19 protein-coding genes and 1 pseudogene are annotated in these 17,219 nt (G+C 63.0%); 10 read left to right on the forward strand and 10 right to left on the reverse strand.

All coding sequences use genetic code 11. The features are described 5' to 3' along the window. Nucleotides 1-47: 47 nt before the first annotated feature. On the forward strand, nucleotides 48-1,169 hold the full coding sequence (locus tag BR78_RS0110175) for a hypothetical protein (RefSeq protein ID WP_029936405.1): 1,122 nt from the start codon (nucleotides 48-50) through the stop codon (nucleotides 1,167-1,169). A 254-nt stretch (nucleotides 1,170-1,423) separates the two neighbouring features. Here the strand turns inward: BR78_RS0110175 and BR78_RS0110180 are convergent, their stop codons facing one another. The 3 genes from BR78_RS0110180 to epsC form a co-directional block, all read right to left on the reverse strand. Then, on the reverse strand, nucleotides 1,424-2,359 hold the full coding sequence (locus BR78_RS0110180; protein WP_029936406.1) for an alpha/beta fold hydrolase: 936 nt from the start codon (nucleotides 2,357-2,359) through the stop codon (nucleotides 1,424-1,426). Nucleotides 2,360-2,486: 127 nt separating this feature from the next. Then, entirely contained in the window at nucleotides 2,487-2,825 is a 339-nt protein-coding gene (locus BR78_RS0110185) for a DUF2794 domain-containing protein (RefSeq protein ID WP_029868192.1), read from the reverse strand. Next, complete coding sequence (gene epsC / locus BR78_RS0110190; RefSeq protein WP_029868193.1) at nucleotides 2,825-3,532, reverse strand: serine O-acetyltransferase EpsC; 708 nt, start codon at nucleotides 3,530-3,532, stop codon at nucleotides 2,825-2,827. The genes BR78_RS0110185 and epsC overlap by 1 nt, the downstream gene beginning before the upstream one ends. A 155-nt stretch (nucleotides 3,533-3,687) precedes the next feature. Between epsC and BR78_RS0110195 the strand changes: the two genes are divergently transcribed. From BR78_RS0110195 to BR78_RS0110210, 4 genes are all read left to right on the forward strand, one after another. Beyond that, entirely contained in the window at nucleotides 3,688-4,446 is a 759-nt protein-coding gene (locus BR78_RS0110195; protein WP_029868194.1) for a sulfite exporter TauE/SafE family protein, read from the forward strand. Between the two features lie 227 nt (nucleotides 4,447-4,673). Then, entirely contained in the window at nucleotides 4,674-5,237 is a 564-nt protein-coding gene (gene ahpC / locus BR78_RS0110200) for an alkyl hydroperoxide reductase subunit C (RefSeq protein WP_029868195.1), read from the forward strand. A 98-nt stretch (nucleotides 5,238-5,335) separates the two neighbouring features. Next, on the forward strand, nucleotides 5,336-6,916 hold the full coding sequence (gene ahpF, locus BR78_RS0110205) for an alkyl hydroperoxide reductase subunit F (protein ID WP_029868196.1): 1,581 nt from the start codon (nucleotides 5,336-5,338) through the stop codon (nucleotides 6,914-6,916). A gap of 177 nt (nucleotides 6,917-7,093) precedes the next feature. Continuing rightward, nucleotides 7,094-7,993 carry a hydrogen peroxide-inducible genes activator gene (locus tag BR78_RS0110210; RefSeq protein WP_029868197.1) on the forward strand — a complete coding sequence of 300 codons (900 nt, stop codon included), beginning with the start codon at nucleotides 7,094-7,096 and terminating at the stop codon, nucleotides 7,991-7,993. A 113-nt stretch (nucleotides 7,994-8,106) separates the two neighbouring features. On the opposite strand, the gene BR78_RS0110215 is transcribed toward BR78_RS0110210, so the two are convergent. The 3 genes from BR78_RS0110215 to pgsA are packed head-to-tail and all read right to left on the reverse strand — an operon-like array spanning nucleotide 8,107 to nucleotide 9,352. After that, on the reverse strand, nucleotides 8,107-8,550 hold the full coding sequence (locus BR78_RS0110215) for a molybdenum cofactor biosynthesis protein MoaE (RefSeq protein WP_029868198.1): 444 nt from the start codon (nucleotides 8,548-8,550) through the stop codon (nucleotides 8,107-8,109). After that, the gene (gene moaD, locus BR78_RS0110220; protein ID WP_029868199.1) at nucleotides 8,547-8,798 is read right to left on the reverse strand and encodes a molybdopterin converting factor subunit 1; all 252 of its coding nucleotides are present in this window, start codon (nucleotides 8,796-8,798) and stop codon (nucleotides 8,547-8,549) included. Before moaD ends, BR78_RS0110215 begins: the two co-directional genes overlap by 4 nt. Then, nucleotides 8,798-9,352, reverse strand: coding sequence for a CDP-diacylglycerol--glycerol-3-phosphate 3-phosphatidyltransferase (pgsA, locus tag BR78_RS0110225; protein ID WP_029868200.1), 555 nt, complete (start codon nucleotides 9,350-9,352; stop codon nucleotides 8,798-8,800). Before pgsA ends, moaD begins: the two co-directional genes overlap by 1 nt. Before the next feature lie 148 nt (nucleotides 9,353-9,500). On the opposite strand from pgsA, the gene BR78_RS0110230 reads away from it, so the two are divergent. Together BR78_RS0110230 and BR78_RS0110235 are read left to right on the forward strand one after the other, a co-directional pair. Then, the gene (locus BR78_RS0110230; RefSeq protein ID WP_029868201.1) at nucleotides 9,501-10,793 is read left to right on the forward strand and encodes an MFS transporter; all 1,293 of its coding nucleotides are present in this window, start codon (nucleotides 9,501-9,503) and stop codon (nucleotides 10,791-10,793) included. Nucleotides 10,794-10,829: 36 nt separating this feature from the next. Next, the gene (locus BR78_RS0110235; protein WP_029868202.1) at nucleotides 10,830-11,345 is read left to right on the forward strand and encodes a hypothetical protein; all 516 of its coding nucleotides are present in this window, start codon (nucleotides 10,830-10,832) and stop codon (nucleotides 11,343-11,345) included. A 27-nt stretch (nucleotides 11,346-11,372) separates the two neighbouring features. Here BR78_RS0110235 and BR78_RS21970 read toward each other — a convergent pair whose 3' ends face one another. Next, the gene (locus BR78_RS21970; RefSeq protein WP_197021348.1) at nucleotides 11,373-11,540 is read right to left on the reverse strand and encodes a hypothetical protein; all 168 of its coding nucleotides are present in this window, start codon (nucleotides 11,538-11,540) and stop codon (nucleotides 11,373-11,375) included. Nucleotides 11,541-11,656: 116 nt separating this feature from the next. Further along, entirely contained in the window at nucleotides 11,657-12,661 is a 1,005-nt protein-coding gene (locus BR78_RS0110245; protein WP_029868203.1) for a LacI family DNA-binding transcriptional regulator, read from the reverse strand. Nucleotides 12,662-13,028: 367 nt separating this feature from the next. On the opposite strand from BR78_RS0110245, the gene BR78_RS20470 reads away from it, so the two are divergent. Further along, complete coding sequence (locus tag BR78_RS20470; protein WP_156022287.1) at nucleotides 13,029-14,360, forward strand: tyrosine-type recombinase/integrase; 1,332 nt, start codon at nucleotides 13,029-13,031, stop codon at nucleotides 14,358-14,360. On the opposite strand, the gene BR78_RS0110260 is transcribed toward BR78_RS20470, so the two are convergent. Together BR78_RS0110260 and BR78_RS21360 are read right to left on the reverse strand one after the other, a co-directional pair. Further along, entirely contained in the window at nucleotides 14,340-14,666 is a 327-nt protein-coding gene (locus tag BR78_RS0110260) for a helix-turn-helix domain-containing protein (protein ID WP_049813654.1), read from the reverse strand. The two genes, BR78_RS20470 and BR78_RS0110260, sit on opposite strands and share 21 nt — an antisense overlap. A 443-nt stretch (nucleotides 14,667-15,109) precedes the next feature. Continuing rightward, nucleotides 15,110-15,358, reverse strand: a pseudogene (locus BR78_RS21360) (helix-turn-helix domain-containing protein); the annotation flags it as partial. Between the two features lie 444 nt (nucleotides 15,359-15,802). Here BR78_RS21360 and BR78_RS21705 point away from each other — a divergent pair. Both BR78_RS21705 and BR78_RS20480 read left to right on the forward strand, forming a co-directional pair. Further along, a complete protein-coding gene (locus BR78_RS21705) occupies nucleotides 15,803-16,576 on the forward strand; it encodes a GIY-YIG nuclease family protein (RefSeq protein WP_156022288.1) in 774 nt (257 codons plus the stop codon). A 418-nt stretch (nucleotides 16,577-16,994) separates the two neighbouring features. Beyond that, nucleotides 16,995-17,192: a hypothetical protein gene (locus tag BR78_RS20480; RefSeq protein ID WP_029868386.1), complete on the forward strand. Its 198-nt coding sequence runs from the start codon at nucleotides 16,995-16,997 to the stop codon at nucleotides 17,190-17,192. Nucleotides 17,193-17,219: the final 27 nt, after the last annotated feature.

Here is a 17,219-nt window from a genome sequence, read left to right on the forward strand (position 1 = left end):
CACTAATACACTTGTGCTATGCAATTCTCACAACAGGAGGATTGCCAATGTATAGCGAGAGCGACCTGGCAGGCGCCGTGGAGGCGGGAGCGATATCCCCCGAAGCGGCGGCCGCCCTTAGAGACCATGTGGCGGCGATACGATCGACGCCCACTGTCGACGAAGAGAGTTTCCGGCTGCTGACCGGCTTCAACGATATCTTCGTCGGGATCGCAGCGATCCTGATCCTCGTCGCGGTCGGCTGGATCGGCTTCTACATTGGCGCCAAGATCATGGATCTCGATGTGAACGAGGGTCCGCGGCAAGTGGGCGTTGCCGCGGCGTTCGGCGGCTTCGCAGTGTCGATCACGAGCTGGTTGCTCGCCGAATATTTCACGAAGCAACGCCGCATGGCGCTGCCGAGCATCCTGCTGCTGATCGGCTTTGCCGGCGGCTTCTTCGTTGGATTGAGCGCGGTCTGGGGCGCCAACGCACCCTGGCTCTCCGAGCAGTTCGGCCTGACTACCGACCTTCAGCACCGCCAGCTTGCCGGCGCGATCGGCGTGGTGGTCGGCATCGCGACCGCCGGCGCGACGTGGCTCCACTGGCGTCGCTTCATGGTTCCGATCACCGTTGCAGTCGGCGCGTTGGCGCTCGTGGCGGTTGCGGTCGGGGCGATCACGGCGTTCGTTCCCGCTTCGCAGGACTCGCTCAACCTGATGCTGCTGATCGCCGGCGTTCTCGTCTTCGTATTCGCGATGCGCTGGGACATGTCGGACCGCGAGCGTCGGACGCGTCGCTCGGATGTCGCCTTCTGGCTCCATCTGGCGGCGGCCCCGCTGATCGCGCATCCGGTGTTCCACATGCTCGGCGTGTTCGATCGCGAGATCGCCGGGCCGATGGCGGGCGTGGTGATCGCGCTTTACGTCGTCTTTGCCGCCGTAGCGCTGGCAGTCGACCGCCGCGCATTGCTCGTCTCCAGCCTCGTTTATGTGCTGTGGGCGATGTATGCGCTGTTCGAGCAGAGCGGCGCGGTCGAACTCGCGGCGGCGCTGACCGCTTTGGTGATTGGATCGGCGCTGCTCACGCTTTCCGCCTTCTGGCAGCCGATGCGCCGCAGCGTAGTGGGCTTGCTCGGCAAGGAACTGGAGGGGCGCCTGCCGCCGACGCAGCAACTCGTCGCGGCCTGAGGCGGAACAACGGTCAAGAAAGGGCTCGGGAGCTTCCCGGGCCCTTTTCTGTGCTCCGGCAGTGACGCGGCCTCGGCACGACCGCACCACCCGGTCGCGGACATCAGGGCGGACCGGCATTCAGGATTCTGGAAGGGTTCCCCACGCCGTCACCCAGGCCGAAGTGCCGGGGTGACGGTTGGCGAGATGGCGAGCCGCATTCCTCACCGCTGAATGCAGATTGGTCCCGGGGGTCGCCTTGGGGGTGCCGTTTGCTATCGCTTGGCCGGTTCCACGATGAAAGCCATGATCGCGTCCATTGTCGCCCTGGGCTGCTCTTCCATCAGCCAGTGACCGGAATCGCGAATGCTGAGTGCGCGGACATCGGTCGCGGCGAAGGCGATTTCGTTCGCGAAGCCCTGCCCGAACGACTTTTCCCCGCCGATCGCGAGGACCGGCATGGCGAGCTTGCCCTCGGCGACGAATTTCTGGTTGTCCACGGCATCCTGACGAAAAGCGGCGAATTGGGCGAACGCGTTATGGATCGCATGCGGACGGGAGTAGAGCGCTGCATAATGGGCGCGTGTCGCTTCGCCGACATGCTTCGGGTCGGCAGATAGTTCGTTGTAAAAGCGATCGAGGTAGATCCGCTCCCGGCCAGCCACGAGCCTCTCCTCGTCGGGCCCGAAGAAGTCGAAGTGCCAGGTTCGCTGGTCCTTGACCACGCTGTCCCAATTGCCAAGCCCCGGCAGCGGCGCGTCCATCACCACCCAGCGGTTGACTCGGTCGCGGTTCTGGGCGGCGAAGGCGTAGCCGACCATATTGCCGATGTCGTGCGTGACCAGTGCCAGCGCCCCGTCGAGCCCGAGCGCGTGAAGTACCGCCGCAATATCCCCGGCTTCGCTCTTCTTGTCGTAGCCGGTCTCTGGATGCGACGAGAGACCCATGCCGCGAAGATCCGGAACGACGACGGTGTGATCGGCGGCCAGCCTGCGCGCAAGCGGCGCCCACATGTCGCCGGTATCGCCAAACCCGTGCAGCAGCAGGACAACCGGCCCATGTCCGCCGATCCGCGTATGGATCGTCGCTCCATCGACAGGGATATCGCGCGTCTCGAAGGTAGAAGGGAATTTCTCGACCTGGGCCGATGCCGGAACAGCGCCCAAAAGGCCGACGACAAATATCGCAAACCAACGAATCTGGCGGGTCATAAGGGCCTCCCTGTCGCCGGCCTTGCCGTAGCAGTTGATCCCCCGCCCGTCACGGCATTCGATGGATTGGCCATCTCCGCGCGTCGATGCCCGCTTTCCCCAACAGCCGGCGATCACCAGCCGGTCGCTATTCCCCGACCAGCTTCATCAACCGCCGCTCGACCGGCGCGAGCACCGGACCCAGCTCGTGCCCGCGCTTGAGCACCATGCCCGCTTCGTGGACCAGCGCCCACATGCCCTGACGGTTGCGCAGCGCCGGGCGCTTCTCGATCCGGTATTCGGGGCGTTCGGCGGCGCGGCGGAAGGCAGCGAACACCGCGGCGTCGTGATCGAACTGGATGGCATAATCCCTCCAGTGCCCGGCCGCGACCATCCGGCCGTAGAGATCGAGGATGCGCGTCAATTCGAGGCGTTCGAAACCGACCTGCGACGGACGGCCGACGGGCAAGGGCGTGACGATACCCATCAGGCGCGGTCGCGGCGCTCCCTGCCACTAGGCTTTCCGCTGCCCTTTTCACCGGCCTCGATCATCGCGTCGAGCCGCTTGCGAAGCGTCTCCATCTCGCAGCGCATGATCTCGAGCTTCTGCGTCGCGGGATCGAACAGCTCGCTGCACGGCGTGCCATAGGGGACGAAATCCTTCTGCCAGGTCGCCGCTTCGACCAAGGTCGACCGGGCCGGGATGCCGACCATCACCGCGCCTTCGGGCACGTCGCGGGTGACCACGGCGTTGGCGCCGATCCGCGAGCGCTCGCCGACCGTCACCGGCCCCAGCACCTGTGCGCCCGAGCCGATGATCACGCCGTTCAGGAGCGTCGGGTGGCGCTTGCCCGCGACGCCGTTGTCGGGGCTCGTGCCGCCCAGGGTGACGCATTGGTAAATGGTCACATCGTCGCCGATCTCGGCGGTCTCGCCGATCACCACGAAGCCGTGATCGATGAAGAAGTTGCGGCCGATCGTCGCGCCCGGATGGATGTCGATCGCCGTCATCCAGCGCGACCAGTGATTGACCGCACGCGCGAGAAAGAACCAGCGGCCCTTGTAGAGCCGGTGCGCGATGCGGTGATAGAACACCGCCCACACGCCAGGATAGAGCAGGATTTCGGCACGGCTGCGCGGCGCGGGATCGCGCGCGTGAATCGAATCGAGATAGGCCTTCAAGCGACGGAACATGGCCGGTTCCCCTTTGCCGCGTCCATTTAGTACACCGCGCGCCCGATTTCCAGAACGGCCCCTCGCGCGGCTTGTCCCATCTAAACACGATGTATCTTGTGGGAATTCGAAGGGCACGGCATTCCTGCCCGTCCAATCGAATGTGAAGGGCGCGGATGATCTTCGGAATAGACCTCACGGCGCTGCTTCCCTTCATAGCCGTGGGCTTCGCCGCGCAGATGGTGGACGGCGCACTGGGCATGGCGTTCGGCGTGATCTCCAACACGCTGCTGCTGAGCCTTGGCGTGCCTCCCGCGATGGCATCGGCGGGCGTCCACACCGTCGAAACCTTCACCACCGCAGTGTCCGGGATCAGCCACGCGCTCCACAAGAACGTCAACTGGAAGCTGTTCCTGCGGATCGCGGTGCCGGGTGTGATCGGCGGCGCGCTGGGCGCCTATGTACTCTCGAATATCAATGCGGCGACCGCCAAGCCGTTCATCCTCGCCTATCTGACCGCGATCGGCATCTATCTGCTCTGGCGCGCGCAGCATTATCCGCCGCATGAGCGCAGCCCCAAGATCGTCGAGCCGTTGGGCCTCGCCGGCGGCTTCCTCGACGCCGCGGGCGGCGGCGGCTGGGGTCCGGTGGTGACCTCGAACCTGCTCGTCCAGGGATCGAGCCCACGCATGACGATCGGCACCGTCAACACCGCCGAGTTCTTCGTGACCACAACCATCTCGGCGACCTTCATCACCCAGCTTGGGTGGGAGGCGTTCACGCTCGCTACGGTTGGCCTGCTGATCGGGGGCGTGATCGCCGCTCCGCTGGGCGCGATGCTCGCCAAGCGGATCGAGCCCAAGAAGCTGATGCTGATGGTCGGCGTGGTGCTGACGCTGACCAGCGTCTACAATCTTTACCTCGCACTGCGGTAACGATCTACGCTGCGCTGCAGTGCATATGGGTCGATTGGTTGGCTCGCCGCGCTAGGTGTGAGCAATGACTTGCAAGCCGATGCAGATACCATCGAGGGCCGCTCGATTAATCCACGCCTATTAAGTGATACAATCGATCAGCAAGAGTGAGGCTTCCCATTTCCCTCGGCGGTGCGGCGTACCTATGTGGTGCTTCGCAACACAACGCCTTTTGGAGGAAAATTCGCATGGCGCTCATCGGAAGCACGATTCTGCCGTTCGCGGCACAGGCCTATAAGGACGGCAAGTTCGTTCAGGTCACCGACGCCGATACGCGCGGCAGGTGGGCGGTCTTCTTCTTCTATCCGGCCGACTTCACCTTCGTGTGCCCCACCGAGCTCGAAGACCTGGCCGACATCTACCCGACGCTCCAGAAGATGGGCGTCGAAGTCTATTCGGTGTCGACCGACACGCACTTCAGCCATAAGGCGTGGCACGACACCTCGCCGGCGATCGGCAAGATCAACTACTACATGCTCGGCGACCAGAACCACGTCCTCAGCACCAATTTCCAGGTGCTGCGCGAGGGCCAGGGCCTTGCGGACCGCGGTACCTTCGTCGTCGATCCCGAGGGCGTGATCCAGCTGGTCGAGATCACATCGGAAGGCGTCGGCCGCAATGCCGCCGAGCTGCTCCGCAAGATCAAGGCTGCGCAGTACATTGCCGCGCATCCGGGCGAAGTCTGCCCCGCGAAGTGGGAAGAGGGTGAAGAGACCCTCGCTCCGTCGCTGGACCTCGTCGGCAAGATCTAAGGCGCCCTCCCCCTCCCCCTTGTGGGGGCGCCCATTCGGCCCGGGGTGGATTTCGATCTGTCCCGGGCCGTTTTGTTTCGAATTACCGGAGTTTCGCCATGCTCGACGCCAATCTGACGCAGCAGCTCAAGACCTATCTGGTCAACATCAGGCAGCCGATCGAGCTCGTCGCCAGCCTGGGCGAGGATGCCAAATCGGGCGAGCTCGAGCGACTGCTGAACGACATCGCGGCGCTGTCCGACGACATCACGGTCGTCCGGAAGGACGATGCGCGCAAACCCAGCTTCATGATCCGCCGCGCCGGCACCGATATCGGGGTGCGCTTCGCGGGTCTGCCGATGGGACATGAATTCACGTCGCTGGTGCTCGCGCTGCTGCAGGTCGGCGGACATCCGTCGCGCGCGGCGCAGGAACTGATCGAGCAGGTCAAGGAGCTCGACGGCGATTACGAATTCGAGACCTATTTCTCGCTGTCGTGCCAGAACTGCCCGGACGTGGTGCAGGCGCTGAACCTGATGGCGGTCCTCAATCCGCGCATCAAGCACGTCGCGATCGACGGCGCGCTGTTCAAGGACGAAGTCGACGCCCGGAAAGTGATGGCGGTGCCGACCGTGTTCCTCAATGGCGAGCCCTTCGGGCAGGGCCGGATGGAACTCGAGCAGATCGTCGCGAAGATCGACAGCGGCGCCGAAGCGCGCGCGGCGGAGAAGATCAAGACGAAAGATGCATTCGACGTATTGGTCGTCGGCGGCGGCCCGGCCGGTGCCGCGGCGGCGATTTACGCCGCACGCAAAGGCATCCGCGTCGGTGTCGCGGCGGAGCGTTTCGGTGGGCAAGTGCTCGACACGATGGCGATCGAGAATTTCATCTCGGTGCCGCACACCGAGGGTCCCAAGCTCGCCGCGCATCTCGAGCAGCACGTCAAGGATTACGACGTCGACGTGATGAACCTCCAGCGCGCCGAGAAATTGATCCCGGCGCCGATCGAGGGCGGGCTGCATGAAGTGAAGCTGGCCAATGGCGCGAGCCTGAAGGCGCGGACCGTGATCCTCTCGACCGGCGCGCGCTGGCGGCAGATGGGGGTGCCCGGCGAGGACGAATATCGCAACAAGGGCGTGGCCTATTGCCCGCATTGCGACGGCCCCTTGTTCAAGGGCAAGCGCGTCGCCGTGATCGGCGGCGGCAACTCGGGTGTCGAGGCGGCGATCGACCTCGCGGGGATCGTCGCGCACGTCACCCTGATCGAATATGACAGCGACTTGCGCGCCGACGCGGTGCTCCAGCGCAAGCTGGCGACCTTGGCCAACGTCAAGGTGATCACTTCGGCGCTGACCACCGAAGTGAAGGGCGATGGCGAGAAGGTGTCGGGCTTGGTCTACAAGGACCGCAACCACGGCAGCGAGCACGAGATCGAGCTCGAAGGCATCTTCGTCCAGATCGGGCTGGTGCCGAACACCGAGTGGCTCAGGGATTCGGTGGGGCTGAGCCCACGCGGCGAGATCGAGATCGACGCACGCGGCGAAACCTCGCAACGCGGCATCTTCGCCGCGGGGGACGCGACCACGGTGCCGTACAAGCAGATCGTGATCGCGATGGGCGCGGGCTCGACCGCGGCGCTGTCGGCATTCGATTACCTGATCCGGCTGCCGAGCGAGGAGCCGGTCGAAGCGGCGGCTTAGTCCTTCAGGCGTCACCCCGGACTTGTTCCGGGGTCCACCAAGCCTCACCGACCAGCCTCGAACCGCTTTCCCATCCTTTGCCTCCCGGTGGACCCCGGCCCAAGGGCGGGGTGACGGAGGGGTAGAATAATCGCCCCTGCCACTCTATATCGCGCTCACAATCGATAGAGGCGATCAGTGGCGGCCACCTACCTTCCCACGCTCAAGCAGCTCCAATATCTCGTCGCGCTGCATGATTCCGGCCATTTCGGGCGGGCGGCGGAGGCGTGTTTCGTCACGCAATCGACCCTCTCCGCAGGCATTCGCGAGTTGGAGACGCTGATCGGGGTGGTGCTGGTCGAGCGGACGCGGCGCGTGGTGCGCTTCACGCCGCTCGGCGAACGGATCGTCGACAAGGCGCGGCGGGTGCTGCGCGAGGCGGACGAGCTGGGCGACCTGGCCCGCGCGGCGGGGCGGCCGCTCTCCGGCGAGATGCGGATGAGCGTGATCCCGACGATCGCGCCCTTCCTGCTGCCGCGCATCCTGCCGCGGCTGCGGCGCGAATATCCCGACCTCAAATTGTTCCTGCGCGAGGAGACCAGCGGCCAGGCCTGCGAGCAGCTCCATCACGGGCGCACCGACTGCGTGCTGCTCGCGCTCCCTTTCGCGTGCGGCGAAGTCGAATCGGCGCCTTTGTTCGACGACCGGCTCTATGTCGCCTTTCCCGAGGGCGAGATGGACCCGACCCCGACGATCCGCCCGGCGGACATCGACGCCAACCGGCTGCTGATGCTCGAGGACGGGCATTGCCTGAAGGACCATGCGCTTGCGGCGTGCAACCGCCCCGAATTGCGCGCCGAAGCGACGATGCTGGGCACGTCGCTGCACACGATGGTGCAAATGGTCGATAACGGGCTCGGGGTGACGATGCTGCCCGAGATGGCGGTCGACGCCGGAATCCTCGACCACACCAAGGTCACGGCGCGCCCGCTCGACGCCGAAAATGCATCGCGCCACATCGCCCTGGTCTGGCGCAAGGCGAGCCCACGCGAGCGCGATTTCCGGCTGTTGGCGAAGGTACTGGCGGACGCCGCCTGACCGCTCTCACCGTGCGGCCATGACACTCCTACGCCGCGACCAGTCGCTGGCGGCGAATGCCGGACCCGCAACACGCTTGTTCGCGCTCCGGCGAAGACCGGAGCACAATGGTTTTAATCGCGCGCCCAGCGCTCCGCCGACGCGGCATCGCTGTCGCGCGCCTCAACCCAGCTTGCCGCGTCACCCCGCGTCTCGCGCTTCCAGAAGGGCGCATCGGTCTTGAGCCGGTCGATCAGATAGGCACAGGCTTCCAGTGCCTCGCGGCGATGCTCCGCTGCGGTGCCGATGAAGACGATGCGATCGCCTGGAGCCATCGCGCCGACGCGGTGGACGATCGTGACGCCGAGCAGCGACCAGCGCACGGTGGCGGCTTCGGCGAGCGCGATCAGCGCCTGTTCGGTCATGCCGGGATAATGCTCCAGCTCGAGCGCGGTCACGCCGTCATCGCCACGGACGACGCCAGTGAAGGTGGCGACGCCGCCTGCACCACGCTCTTCCAACGCAGCGACTTCGACGGCCAGCTCGATCGGCGCGTCGTCGATCGAGACTCGGATCATCCGCCGGTCACCGGCGGGAAGATCGCGACTTCGCGCGCGCTGCCGAGCAACGTGTCGAGCGGCACGAACTTCTGATCGATCGCGGCCCGCAGCCGTTCGGGCTCACGCATCGCCTCGGCATGGCCGGGGCTGAGCGTCGCCAGCCATTCGATCAGATCGGCGACGTTGCGCACCGCCTCGGGCGGATCGCGCTGCTCCGCTCCCGTCCCGATTCGTTCGCGGACCCAGGCGAAATAGAGCAGGTCCATCAGCTGTCCATGTGCTTGAGGCCGACGCGCAGATAGTCCCAGCCGGTGATCGCGGTCAGCACTGCGGCGCTCCACAGAGTGACCAGGCCCAGCCACGTCACCCACGGATATTGCGGCACGGCCTGGCCGAGGATCAGCGCGCCCAACGCAACCAGCTGAAACGTCGTCTTCCACTTGGCGAGTTGCGAGACGGGAACCGAAACCTGGAGCTGGGCGAGGAATTCGCGCAGGCCCGACACGGTGATCTCGCGGAGCAGGATGATCAGGGCGGCGATCAGGTGCAGGTCGGCGACGACGCCCTTCCCCACCAGCATCAGGATCACCGCGGCGACCATGATCTTGTCGGCGATCGGATCGAGGAATATGCCGAGCTTGGAGACGGTGCCCTGCGCGCGCGCGAGATAGCCGTCGAAATAGTCGGTCACGCCCATCAGGCAGTAGATCGCGAAGGCGACGGCATAGCCGGTCCGCCACTCGGGCCACCACAGAAAGGCCGCGAGCAGCGGCACCGTGACGATCCGGGAAAGCGTCAGGATGTTGGGCAGGGTCAGCATCGCGCCTGCCCTAGCATTGGTCGTGCGGGAGCCGAAACAGTCTTCATCATGGTGGGACGCACATGGCGGTTGATACGTTCCGTGACGCTCGGCTATGCCGACGCGTCGTTTGGCGGGGTCCTCCCGCGCTTCAAGGACGTGGTTGGATATGATCGGTGCGCTCGGGTTGATGAAGGAGCGCCGGTTCCTGCCGCTGTTCGTCACGCAGTTCCTGGGGGCGTTCAACGACAACCTCTTCAAGAACGCGATGATTTTTTTCGCGACCTATCAGATCTTCAACTCGGTCGAGCAGGAAACGCAGTTCAGCGCGATCGCCACCGGCATCTTCATCCTGCCCTTCTTCCTCTTTTCCGCGCTCGCTGGGCAGCTCGCCGACACCTACGACAAGGCGAAGATCATGCGGATCATCAAGGCCGCCGAGGTCGTGATCATGCTGGTCGGCGCGCTCGGCATCTTCGTGAAGAGCCTGCCGCTGATGCTGGTCGCGCTGGTGGGCATGGGCGTGCACTCCACCTTTTTCGGTCCGATCAAATATGCCGTGCTGCCCCAGCACCTGAACGAAGACGAAGTGCTGGGCGGCACCGGGCTGGTCGAGGCCGGGACCTATATCGCCATCCTGTTCGGCACGATCACGGGCGGACTGATCAGCCCTACCGTCGCGGCCTTCGCCGTGGTGGGCGTGGCGATGATCGGCTGGCTGGCATCGCTCAAGATCCCGCCGGCGCCGCCGCTCGTGAAGCTCAAGCTCGATTTCAACATCTTCCGCGCCTCCGCCCGGCTGATCGGCGCGACGATGCATATCCCGCGCCTGTATCTGGCCATCGTCGCGATCAGCGTGTTCTGGACGATCGCCGCGGTGCTGGGCGTGCTCTTTCCGCCTTTGGTCAAGAACGTGTTCCATGCCCAGAAGGACGTCGCCAGCGTATTCCTCGCGATCTTCTCGGTGGGCATCGCGATCGGATCGGTGGTGATCAACCGGCTGCTCAAGGGGCATGTCTCGGCGAAATATGCGACCGCGTCGGTGCTCGCGATGTCGCTGTTCGTCGTCGATTTCTTCTTCGCCGCTTTGTATTTCCCGGTGAGCGAGGGGCCGCTGCTCAAGACGGCGAACTTCCTCGCTTTGCCCGATGCGTGGCGCGTGCTGCTCGATCTGGCGATGATCGCGATCACCGGCGGCATGTTCGTGGTGCCGCTCTATGCCTTCCTCACCACCACGGTCGACAAGTCGCAGACCTCGCGTACGGTGGCCGCCAACAATATCGTCAATTCGGGCGCGATGGTGGCGGGGTCAGTCGGAATCCTGGGCTTCACCAATATCCCGGGCGTCGACGTGGTCCACGCGATCTGGATCGTGTTCCTGTTATGCCTCGCCTCGGCCTATTGCGCATGGCGGCTCTACAAGGCCGAGGACCTGCCCCACGGACTCGATCCGATTCCCTGAGCTTGACCTCGAGATGGTCGCCCGCAAGACTTCGACATGCTCCCGCTCGACAATCCCCGCTGGTCGGAATTGCGCCATGCCTATGGCAGCGCATCCGATATCCCGCCATTGCTGCACCAGCTGCGATCCTCAACGGCGCCGGGAAGTGACTATCGGGATGAGCCGTGGTTCAGCCTCTGGTCGAGCTTGTGCCATCAGGGGCAGGTCTATTCGGCCTCCTATGCCGCCGTTCCGCACATCGTACAGATTGCTCTCGAAACGACGACGCCCATCCACTTCTCGTTCTTGCAGCTACCGGCGAGCATCGAAGTGGCTCGCTGCACAGAACACGGACCGGAAATCGCTGCCGAACTAGCGGACGCGCATTTCCGGGCCATCGCCAACCTTGTCGAGATTGTCGCCCTTCAACGCCACCACCCTTGGGATCAGGAGATGCTGCTATGCGCCGCTGCGGCACAGGCTGTCGCCAAAGGTCATATTCCAGTCGCCGAAGCGCTGTTGAACCTCGACGAGGGCTGGATCGCCAAGATAAACGAGGGCGCCTTCGACTGAGGCTTCGTGCGTGAGGCCAGGACCGCGCTACAGGATGAAGGTGTAGAAGCAGACGAAAAAGGCGCTGAAGCTCAATGCGAAGAGCTTGAGGTCGCTGTCGTCGCTGATCTTCCGCTCGATCGCGACCACGCGGCGCATTTGCGCCCGGAACGGATGGCGGCGGGCGTGGCCCTCGGCGACGAGACGAGTCTGCATGACAGGAGTTAACGCTTCGTTTACTTTTATGGCCAGCACATAAGAAAGTTAACGCGCGTTTTATTGCGGGACAGGCGTGCGGACGCTGCCGGAGAGGATTCCGATCGCGATCGGGGTTAACGCGGCGCGGGACCGGTGGTCGAGCGCACCATCAATTTGTGCTCCAGCGTGACTCGTTGCCCGGTTTCGGGCGAGAGCATCAGATCGGCGGCGGCATAAGCCAGCTCGCGCACCGGCTGGCGCATCGTCGTCAGCGGAGGCCATACCGCCTTGGCCAGATCCGAATCGTCGAAGCCCACGATCGAGAGCTGGCCAGGCACGTCGATATCGGTCTCGTGCGCCACCGCCAGCGCGCCCGCCGCCATATCGTCGTTGCCGGCGAAGATCGCAGTGGGCCGTGGCGTGCGATCCAGCAGCGCACGCGCCGCCTCGCCGCCCGAAGTGAAGCTGTTTTCGCCCGCGACGACCAGTTCGGGATCGAAGGCGATGCCATGCGCCTCGAGCGCCTCGCGATAGCCCTGGAGGCGTTCCCAGGTGGAGACGTGACTGTCGAGCCCGCGGATGAAGCCGATCGCATGGTGGCCAAGACCGATCAGATGCTCGGTGACTTCGCGCGCCGCCGCGACATCGTCGATCGCCGCCGCCATGCCGCTGTCCTTGCGCGCGCCGGGGGCGATGCGGACATAAGGGAGCCCGCGCCGATCGAGCTCATCGAGCAGGGCCGCGATCTCGGTCACCGGCGGCGACAGGATCACGCCGTCCAGATGCGCCTCGTCGACCAGCGCCATCACGTTCGAGACCAGATCGGGCGACTGGCTGTCGATCGGCTGGAGCAGCAGCCGGTAGCCGAGCTCGCTGCAGCGCTGCTGCGCGCCGAGCTGGATGTGATAGACATAATAAGGGCTGGGATTGTCGTAGAGCAAAGCCACCTGGAACGAGCGCCGCCCGGCGAGCGTGCGCGCCGCATGGCTCGGGCGGAAATTGAGCCGCGCGACGACTTCCTCGACGCGCCGGCGCGTTTCCTCGCTGACATGCTTCTCGTTGTTGAGGACGCGCGAGACGGTCTTGAAAGACACGCCTGCGATCTTCGAAACTTCCTTGATCGTCGGACGGCTGGACATTGCGCACCCCCGGCCGAAAGCGGCCGGTACAGGGCATATTTGACAGCGCTGCCACCGCGCAAGCAAAGATATGTGCAACAAGTGCAACTATACCGGCGGGCAAGGCCGCTGGAACGTCGTTATCGGGATCGACAATGCTTCGATGGAAGCGGGGGGAATGGTGGAGCCGAGGTGTATCGGAGTACTTCAGCTAACCCTTTTGGAAAACACGATTTTCTAGGCATAGAGGATTGATTTTGCTATACTTCATTCGGTGCGATGCCAGTTCATTTTCCACTGGCGTCCGCCATGGTTCGCTGACGTCCACTCCGATTCGCGCTCAAAGGTAGGGCAGAAAGAGGGCGGTGCGACAAAGACGAAAGAAGGAGTGCTTCAGAGTGCCGCGCCCCATTCACAAACTGACCGTACGCCGCATCGAAGCCCTCACGCAAATAGCTGGCACGGCGACGGTGGCGGCCTCTATCTCCGCATCCGTGAGGACGGTGCGAAACGCTGGATCTTTGTTTGGAAGCGGGACGGCAGGCGCCGGGAAATGTTTCTCGGTACTCCAGACGATTTCACGCTCAAGGAAGTGCGCGACATGGCGGCGGCGGCCAGGCACTTACTGCAGCAAGGCTTTGATCCATTGGAGATGCGAAGGGCTGCCGAAAGAAGCATGGCCGAGTTGAGGTCACAGGTCACTCCAACTCCAGCGAAATCCCAGTCGCCCACATTTGGCAAATTCGCCGACCGCTATATCGATACCCATGAAGATGGCTGGAAGAATGCCAAGCATCGCTGGCAATGGCGCAACTCCATCACGAACCACTGCAAAGCCATTGTCAGCAAGCCGGTTGATGCCATCACAACGGATGACGTGCTTGATGTTCTGAAGCCGATATGGCGCAAGATTCCGGACACCGCCGGCCGCGTACGGACACGGATCGAGAAGATCTTGGATGCGGCGCGAGCGGACAATCACATTGCCCCGCCATGGGAGAATCCCGCTCGATGGAGCGGCAATCTCGAATTCAAGCTTCCAAAGCGAACAAAGCTGAAGACCGGTCATTACTCAGCAATGGAGTATGAGAATCTTCCAGCGTTCTTCGGGTTGCTGCGAGAGCGCCCCGCCCCGGCCGCCCGCGCCCTGGAACTGACGATCCTGTGCGCAACGAGAACCAGCGAAACGCTGAAGATGCGGTGGCGCGAAATCGATCTTGAGCGTGCCACATGGACGATACCCGCCGAGCGTATGAAGATGGGGGTGGAGCACCGCATTCCGCTTTCGTCCGAGGCGGTCGCAATTCTCAAGCGGCTCGCCCGGGATGCCAAGACCTCGCGAGATGCCTATGTGTTCCCAGGTCAAAAGCCCGGGCAGCCGCTCTCCCAAATGTCCATGACCATGGTGCTCCGACGGATGAACCTGGGACAGTTCACCGTACATGGGATGCGGAGTTCATTCAGAGACTATATGGGCGATATGACCCCGCATGCAGAATCGATCGTCGAGCAAGCGCTAGCGCATCAAGTAGGTGATGCCACGGTACGTGCCTATCGTCGCAAAGATGCCTTCGAAAAGCGGCGTCTGGTCATGCAGGACTGGGCGAACTATCTAATAGGTAATAGTGCCGAGACGACGATCCACTCAGATCGCAGGGCAGCAGACGAACGCAGGAGAAGCGCGTCGGACGGGGCGACATTACAGGGTACTGCACCTTAGGTGCTTTTGCACAAACGCTTCCAGACTCGCCATCGTAACCAGCGTCGATTTACCAATCTTCAGGGTATCGACCTCACCGGTTTTGATCAGTTCGTACATCTTTGTCTTGCCGATGCCGATCATTTGCGCTGCCACATTAATGCGGACGCATAGCGGCTTCGGCGGGGGAGAAATCCGCTTGAACCTCGGATCGTCGTCTCCTGCTGGAACGGAGATGGAGCAGATATGACTGCCATTGAAATTTAACTGAAGCAGGTTGCCAAGCGCCATCTGATGGCGCGTTTCCTCATCAGTTATATCGGACATCAGAGTGCAATCGAGCACGGGCCCGGCAGTCCTGCCACTTGGTGGCTAGCCGATCGCTAGCAGGGAGGTACGAGATCGAGGGCCCCATGTTCATACGTACTGGTGCGCCCAACGCGATCGTTTTGAATGGATTATCAATGTTTTGGGCATTTTAGCTCTCCGCATGGCCGCTGGGGTTCGCCCCCGTAGCCGAGAGAGCGATTGATCGCGAGCCGTAACATTTGTTCGAAAGCGGCTAGAAGACGACGATAGCCTCGAGCGCCTGTGCACACTCGAGGCATGCGTGGCTCACTTCTCCTGGGCCCTTAGTCGACTGACTGCTCCAGGCGCATCGGAAGAGAAGCTGACATTGAAATATCGCTTCTACGATGACGAAATTTGTCCACCCGCGGCTTGGCCTTGCTCTTGGCCCGCGTCTCCTCCTTCGCCTTCGTGAATTCGGGTTACAGCTCCTTCATCTTCTTCACCAGACCCGACAGATTGTACTCGTTGCTGGTCTTGCCCTTGCCCGGGCTGGTGCGCCCGATCCGCTGGATCAGTCCCGCGCCCTCCATCTCGGCAATATGGCGTTGTATCTGGCGCTCGCTCATGCCCATCCGCTCTGCCAGCGTGGCCTTCGACGGCCACGGCCGCCGGTCAGCCGACCACCACTGGTCGAAAAGATGCATGACGACATTGAACTGGACGGGGTTGAGCCCGAGCCGTCCACAGCATCAATAGCCGACGGGCAGCTTTCGGGAGCCGAACAGGCCAGAGCGGACGTTCCTTCGCAGCAATCCGGCGGCCGGAATGCGCCCATTTCGGACATGAGCGTTGCGCGTGCCAGCGTCCGCTTTTGTGCCCAATTACTGCCATCCACCCATTCGTCTATCTAAAAGCGGCCGCTGAATTACTCACGGAGCTGCGCGGTCGAGCTCAATCGGATAGTTGGCAGACCATCAGCGAGTTGCCCGCCTCGTGCGCCCCGGCTAGATTATCTCTGTGTAATTGGGAGCCGGAGGAAGGTGCATCCATCGACCGAGGTTGGGACGAGCCAAGTCCAGCAGCGCGAAAAAGTGCCTTCAATGACTGATATCGGTGGGGCTCCACCGGCCGAACACCGACCGGATTCCACGCGAGTACACTATATGCGGGCGATGATCGACGCCCTCCAAGCCAATGGAGGATCTGGGCGGCCCGGTTATGTCTACGCGTGGCTCACCGACAATGGCCTGCGCCGGCCGCAGAAGGCGCCCGAAGGCATAGATCCTGAGCGGCACTATGAGCGCGAGGTAAGGTTCGCGCGCCAGGAACTCGCCGACGGCGGATTGATCGTCAGCAAGGACCATATCTGGGTGCTCACGGCGCAGTCCGAAGGAGGGCTCACCTCTGCCGAGGCCCGCCGCATCATCCGAGAAAACCGGCTCAGACGCGACAGCGACCTCGCCAGACCCGAGGTCGAGATAGCCACATCCCCCCTTCCCATCGCCCGAACTCGAGAACTGGTCGAACGGCCGACGACTGGACCGCGCCCTACATTATGGGAAAGCATGATAGTGCGCGTGGAAGGCCCTGCTTCGACCTATGTGTTTCAATTTCAAGGATCGGATCTGTGGAAGGTGGGATTTGCCTCGGATCTCGATGAACGCCTTTCGACCATCAATCGCCATGTTCCTGTCGAGGTGGTCGGGCGCCGCTGGGTCAAAGTCCTGAGCAGGTACTGGCCCTCGCAAGAATGGGCCTATGCGATGGAGCAGGAACTCTTGAAACGGCTCGCCGTCAATCGAACGATGTTCGAGCGCGTGCAATGTCCTCAAGACCTGCTGGAAGCGGCTTGGAACCAGGCTGAAGCTGCGATCGAAGAGCTCAGCACTCATGATCCGGCTGCCCCAAATTTGCTTCCTGAAGTCTCGCCCCGCGATCTCCCCTAACCGCTGTCCTTTGCGTTCGAATCCAGGCGAGCACCTCGGCTTCGCTCCACCGAGCGGCGAAGGGCTACAGCTTATAGGGGGCTGGAAACGTCCCCTCCTTGGTCTTCCGATAGATCATCGTCTTGCCCAGCCGACCTTATGCATCACCTCGGTCAGTTTGATGAGCCGGTCCGCCGCGTCGAGCGGGACGCTGCTCATCACGCGCGCTCTTCGCCATGCTGGCGACATGCCTCCGGGCTTCGTCCGAAGGCGGCGCTCAATTTCCATTTTTTTGTACAATATTTTGAAAAAAAGACGGCCGATATTGTCTCACACATCGTAAGCGCATATTTAGCAAGAGGAATCGATAAAATGGGAGGCATCTGTGGCCCGTGGAGACGATCGGAAAGCCAGCAGCGAGACCAAACGGGACCGCTTCGTGCGCCTCGCCGAGAGCCGCACTAGCAATGCGATCCGGGCGATCAGGACGATCGGCAAGCTGGGCAACAAGGCTCAGTATGAATTCGACGAATCGGACATTCGCAAGATCGCTGGAGCGCTTATGAAGGAAATCGATGCGATGAAGGCCCGCATGGGCGATCGCGGATCCAGGGATAAGGTGGAGTTCAAGCTCTGAGATTCGAAGGAGGGGGACGCCGGTGTC

Source organism: Sphingomonas sp. UNC305MFCol5.2 (assembly GCF_000712135.1).
In the GTDB taxonomy this organism is placed as follows: Bacteria; Pseudomonadota; Alphaproteobacteria; order Sphingomonadales; family Sphingomonadaceae; genus Sphingomonas.

Excerpts from the sequence above, each read along its gene's own strand:
- BR78_RS0110175 (WP_029936405.1), top strand. The coding sequence starts at position 48 with ATGTATAGCGAGAGCGACCTGGCAGGCGCCGTGGAGGCGGGAGCGATA.
- BR78_RS0110180 (WP_029936406.1), bottom strand. The coding sequence starts at position 2,359 with ATGACCCGCCAGATTCGTTGGTTTGCGATATTTGTCGTCGGCCTTTTG.
- BR78_RS0110185 (WP_029868192.1), bottom strand. The coding sequence starts at position 2,825 with ATGGGTATCGTCACGCCCTTGCCCGTCGGCCGTCCGTCGCAGGTCGGT.
- epsC (WP_029868193.1), bottom strand. The coding sequence starts at position 3,532 with ATGTTCCGTCGCTTGAAGGCCTATCTCGATTCGATTCACGCGCGCGAT.
- BR78_RS0110195 (WP_029868194.1), top strand. The coding sequence starts at position 3,688 with ATGATCTTCGGAATAGACCTCACGGCGCTGCTTCCCTTCATAGCCGTG.
- ahpC (WP_029868195.1), top strand. The coding sequence starts at position 4,674 with ATGGCGCTCATCGGAAGCACGATTCTGCCGTTCGCGGCACAGGCCTAT.
- ahpF (WP_029868196.1), top strand. The coding sequence starts at position 5,336 with ATGCTCGACGCCAATCTGACGCAGCAGCTCAAGACCTATCTGGTCAAC.
- BR78_RS0110215 (WP_029868198.1), bottom strand. The coding sequence starts at position 8,550 with ATGATCCGAGTCTCGATCGACGACGCGCCGATCGAGCTGGCCGTCGAA.
- moaD (WP_029868199.1), bottom strand. The coding sequence starts at position 8,798 with ATGGACCTGCTCTATTTCGCCTGGGTCCGCGAACGAATCGGGACGGGA.
- pgsA (WP_029868200.1), bottom strand. The coding sequence starts at position 9,352 with ATGCTGACCCTGCCCAACATCCTGACGCTTTCCCGGATCGTCACGGTG.
- BR78_RS0110230 (WP_029868201.1), top strand. The coding sequence starts at position 9,501 with ATGATCGGTGCGCTCGGGTTGATGAAGGAGCGCCGGTTCCTGCCGCTG.
- BR78_RS0110235 (WP_029868202.1), top strand. The coding sequence starts at position 10,830 with ATGCTCCCGCTCGACAATCCCCGCTGGTCGGAATTGCGCCATGCCTAT.
- BR78_RS21970 (WP_197021348.1), bottom strand. The coding sequence starts at position 11,540 with ATGCAGACTCGTCTCGTCGCCGAGGGCCACGCCCGCCGCCATCCGTTC.
- BR78_RS0110245 (WP_029868203.1), bottom strand. The coding sequence starts at position 12,661 with ATGTCCAGCCGTCCGACGATCAAGGAAGTTTCGAAGATCGCAGGCGTG.
- BR78_RS0110260 (WP_049813654.1), bottom strand. The coding sequence starts at position 14,666 with ATGTCCGATATAACTGATGAGGAAACGCGCCATCAGATGGCGCTTGGC.
- BR78_RS21705 (WP_156022288.1), top strand. The coding sequence starts at position 15,803 with ATGATCGACGCCCTCCAAGCCAATGGAGGATCTGGGCGGCCCGGTTAT.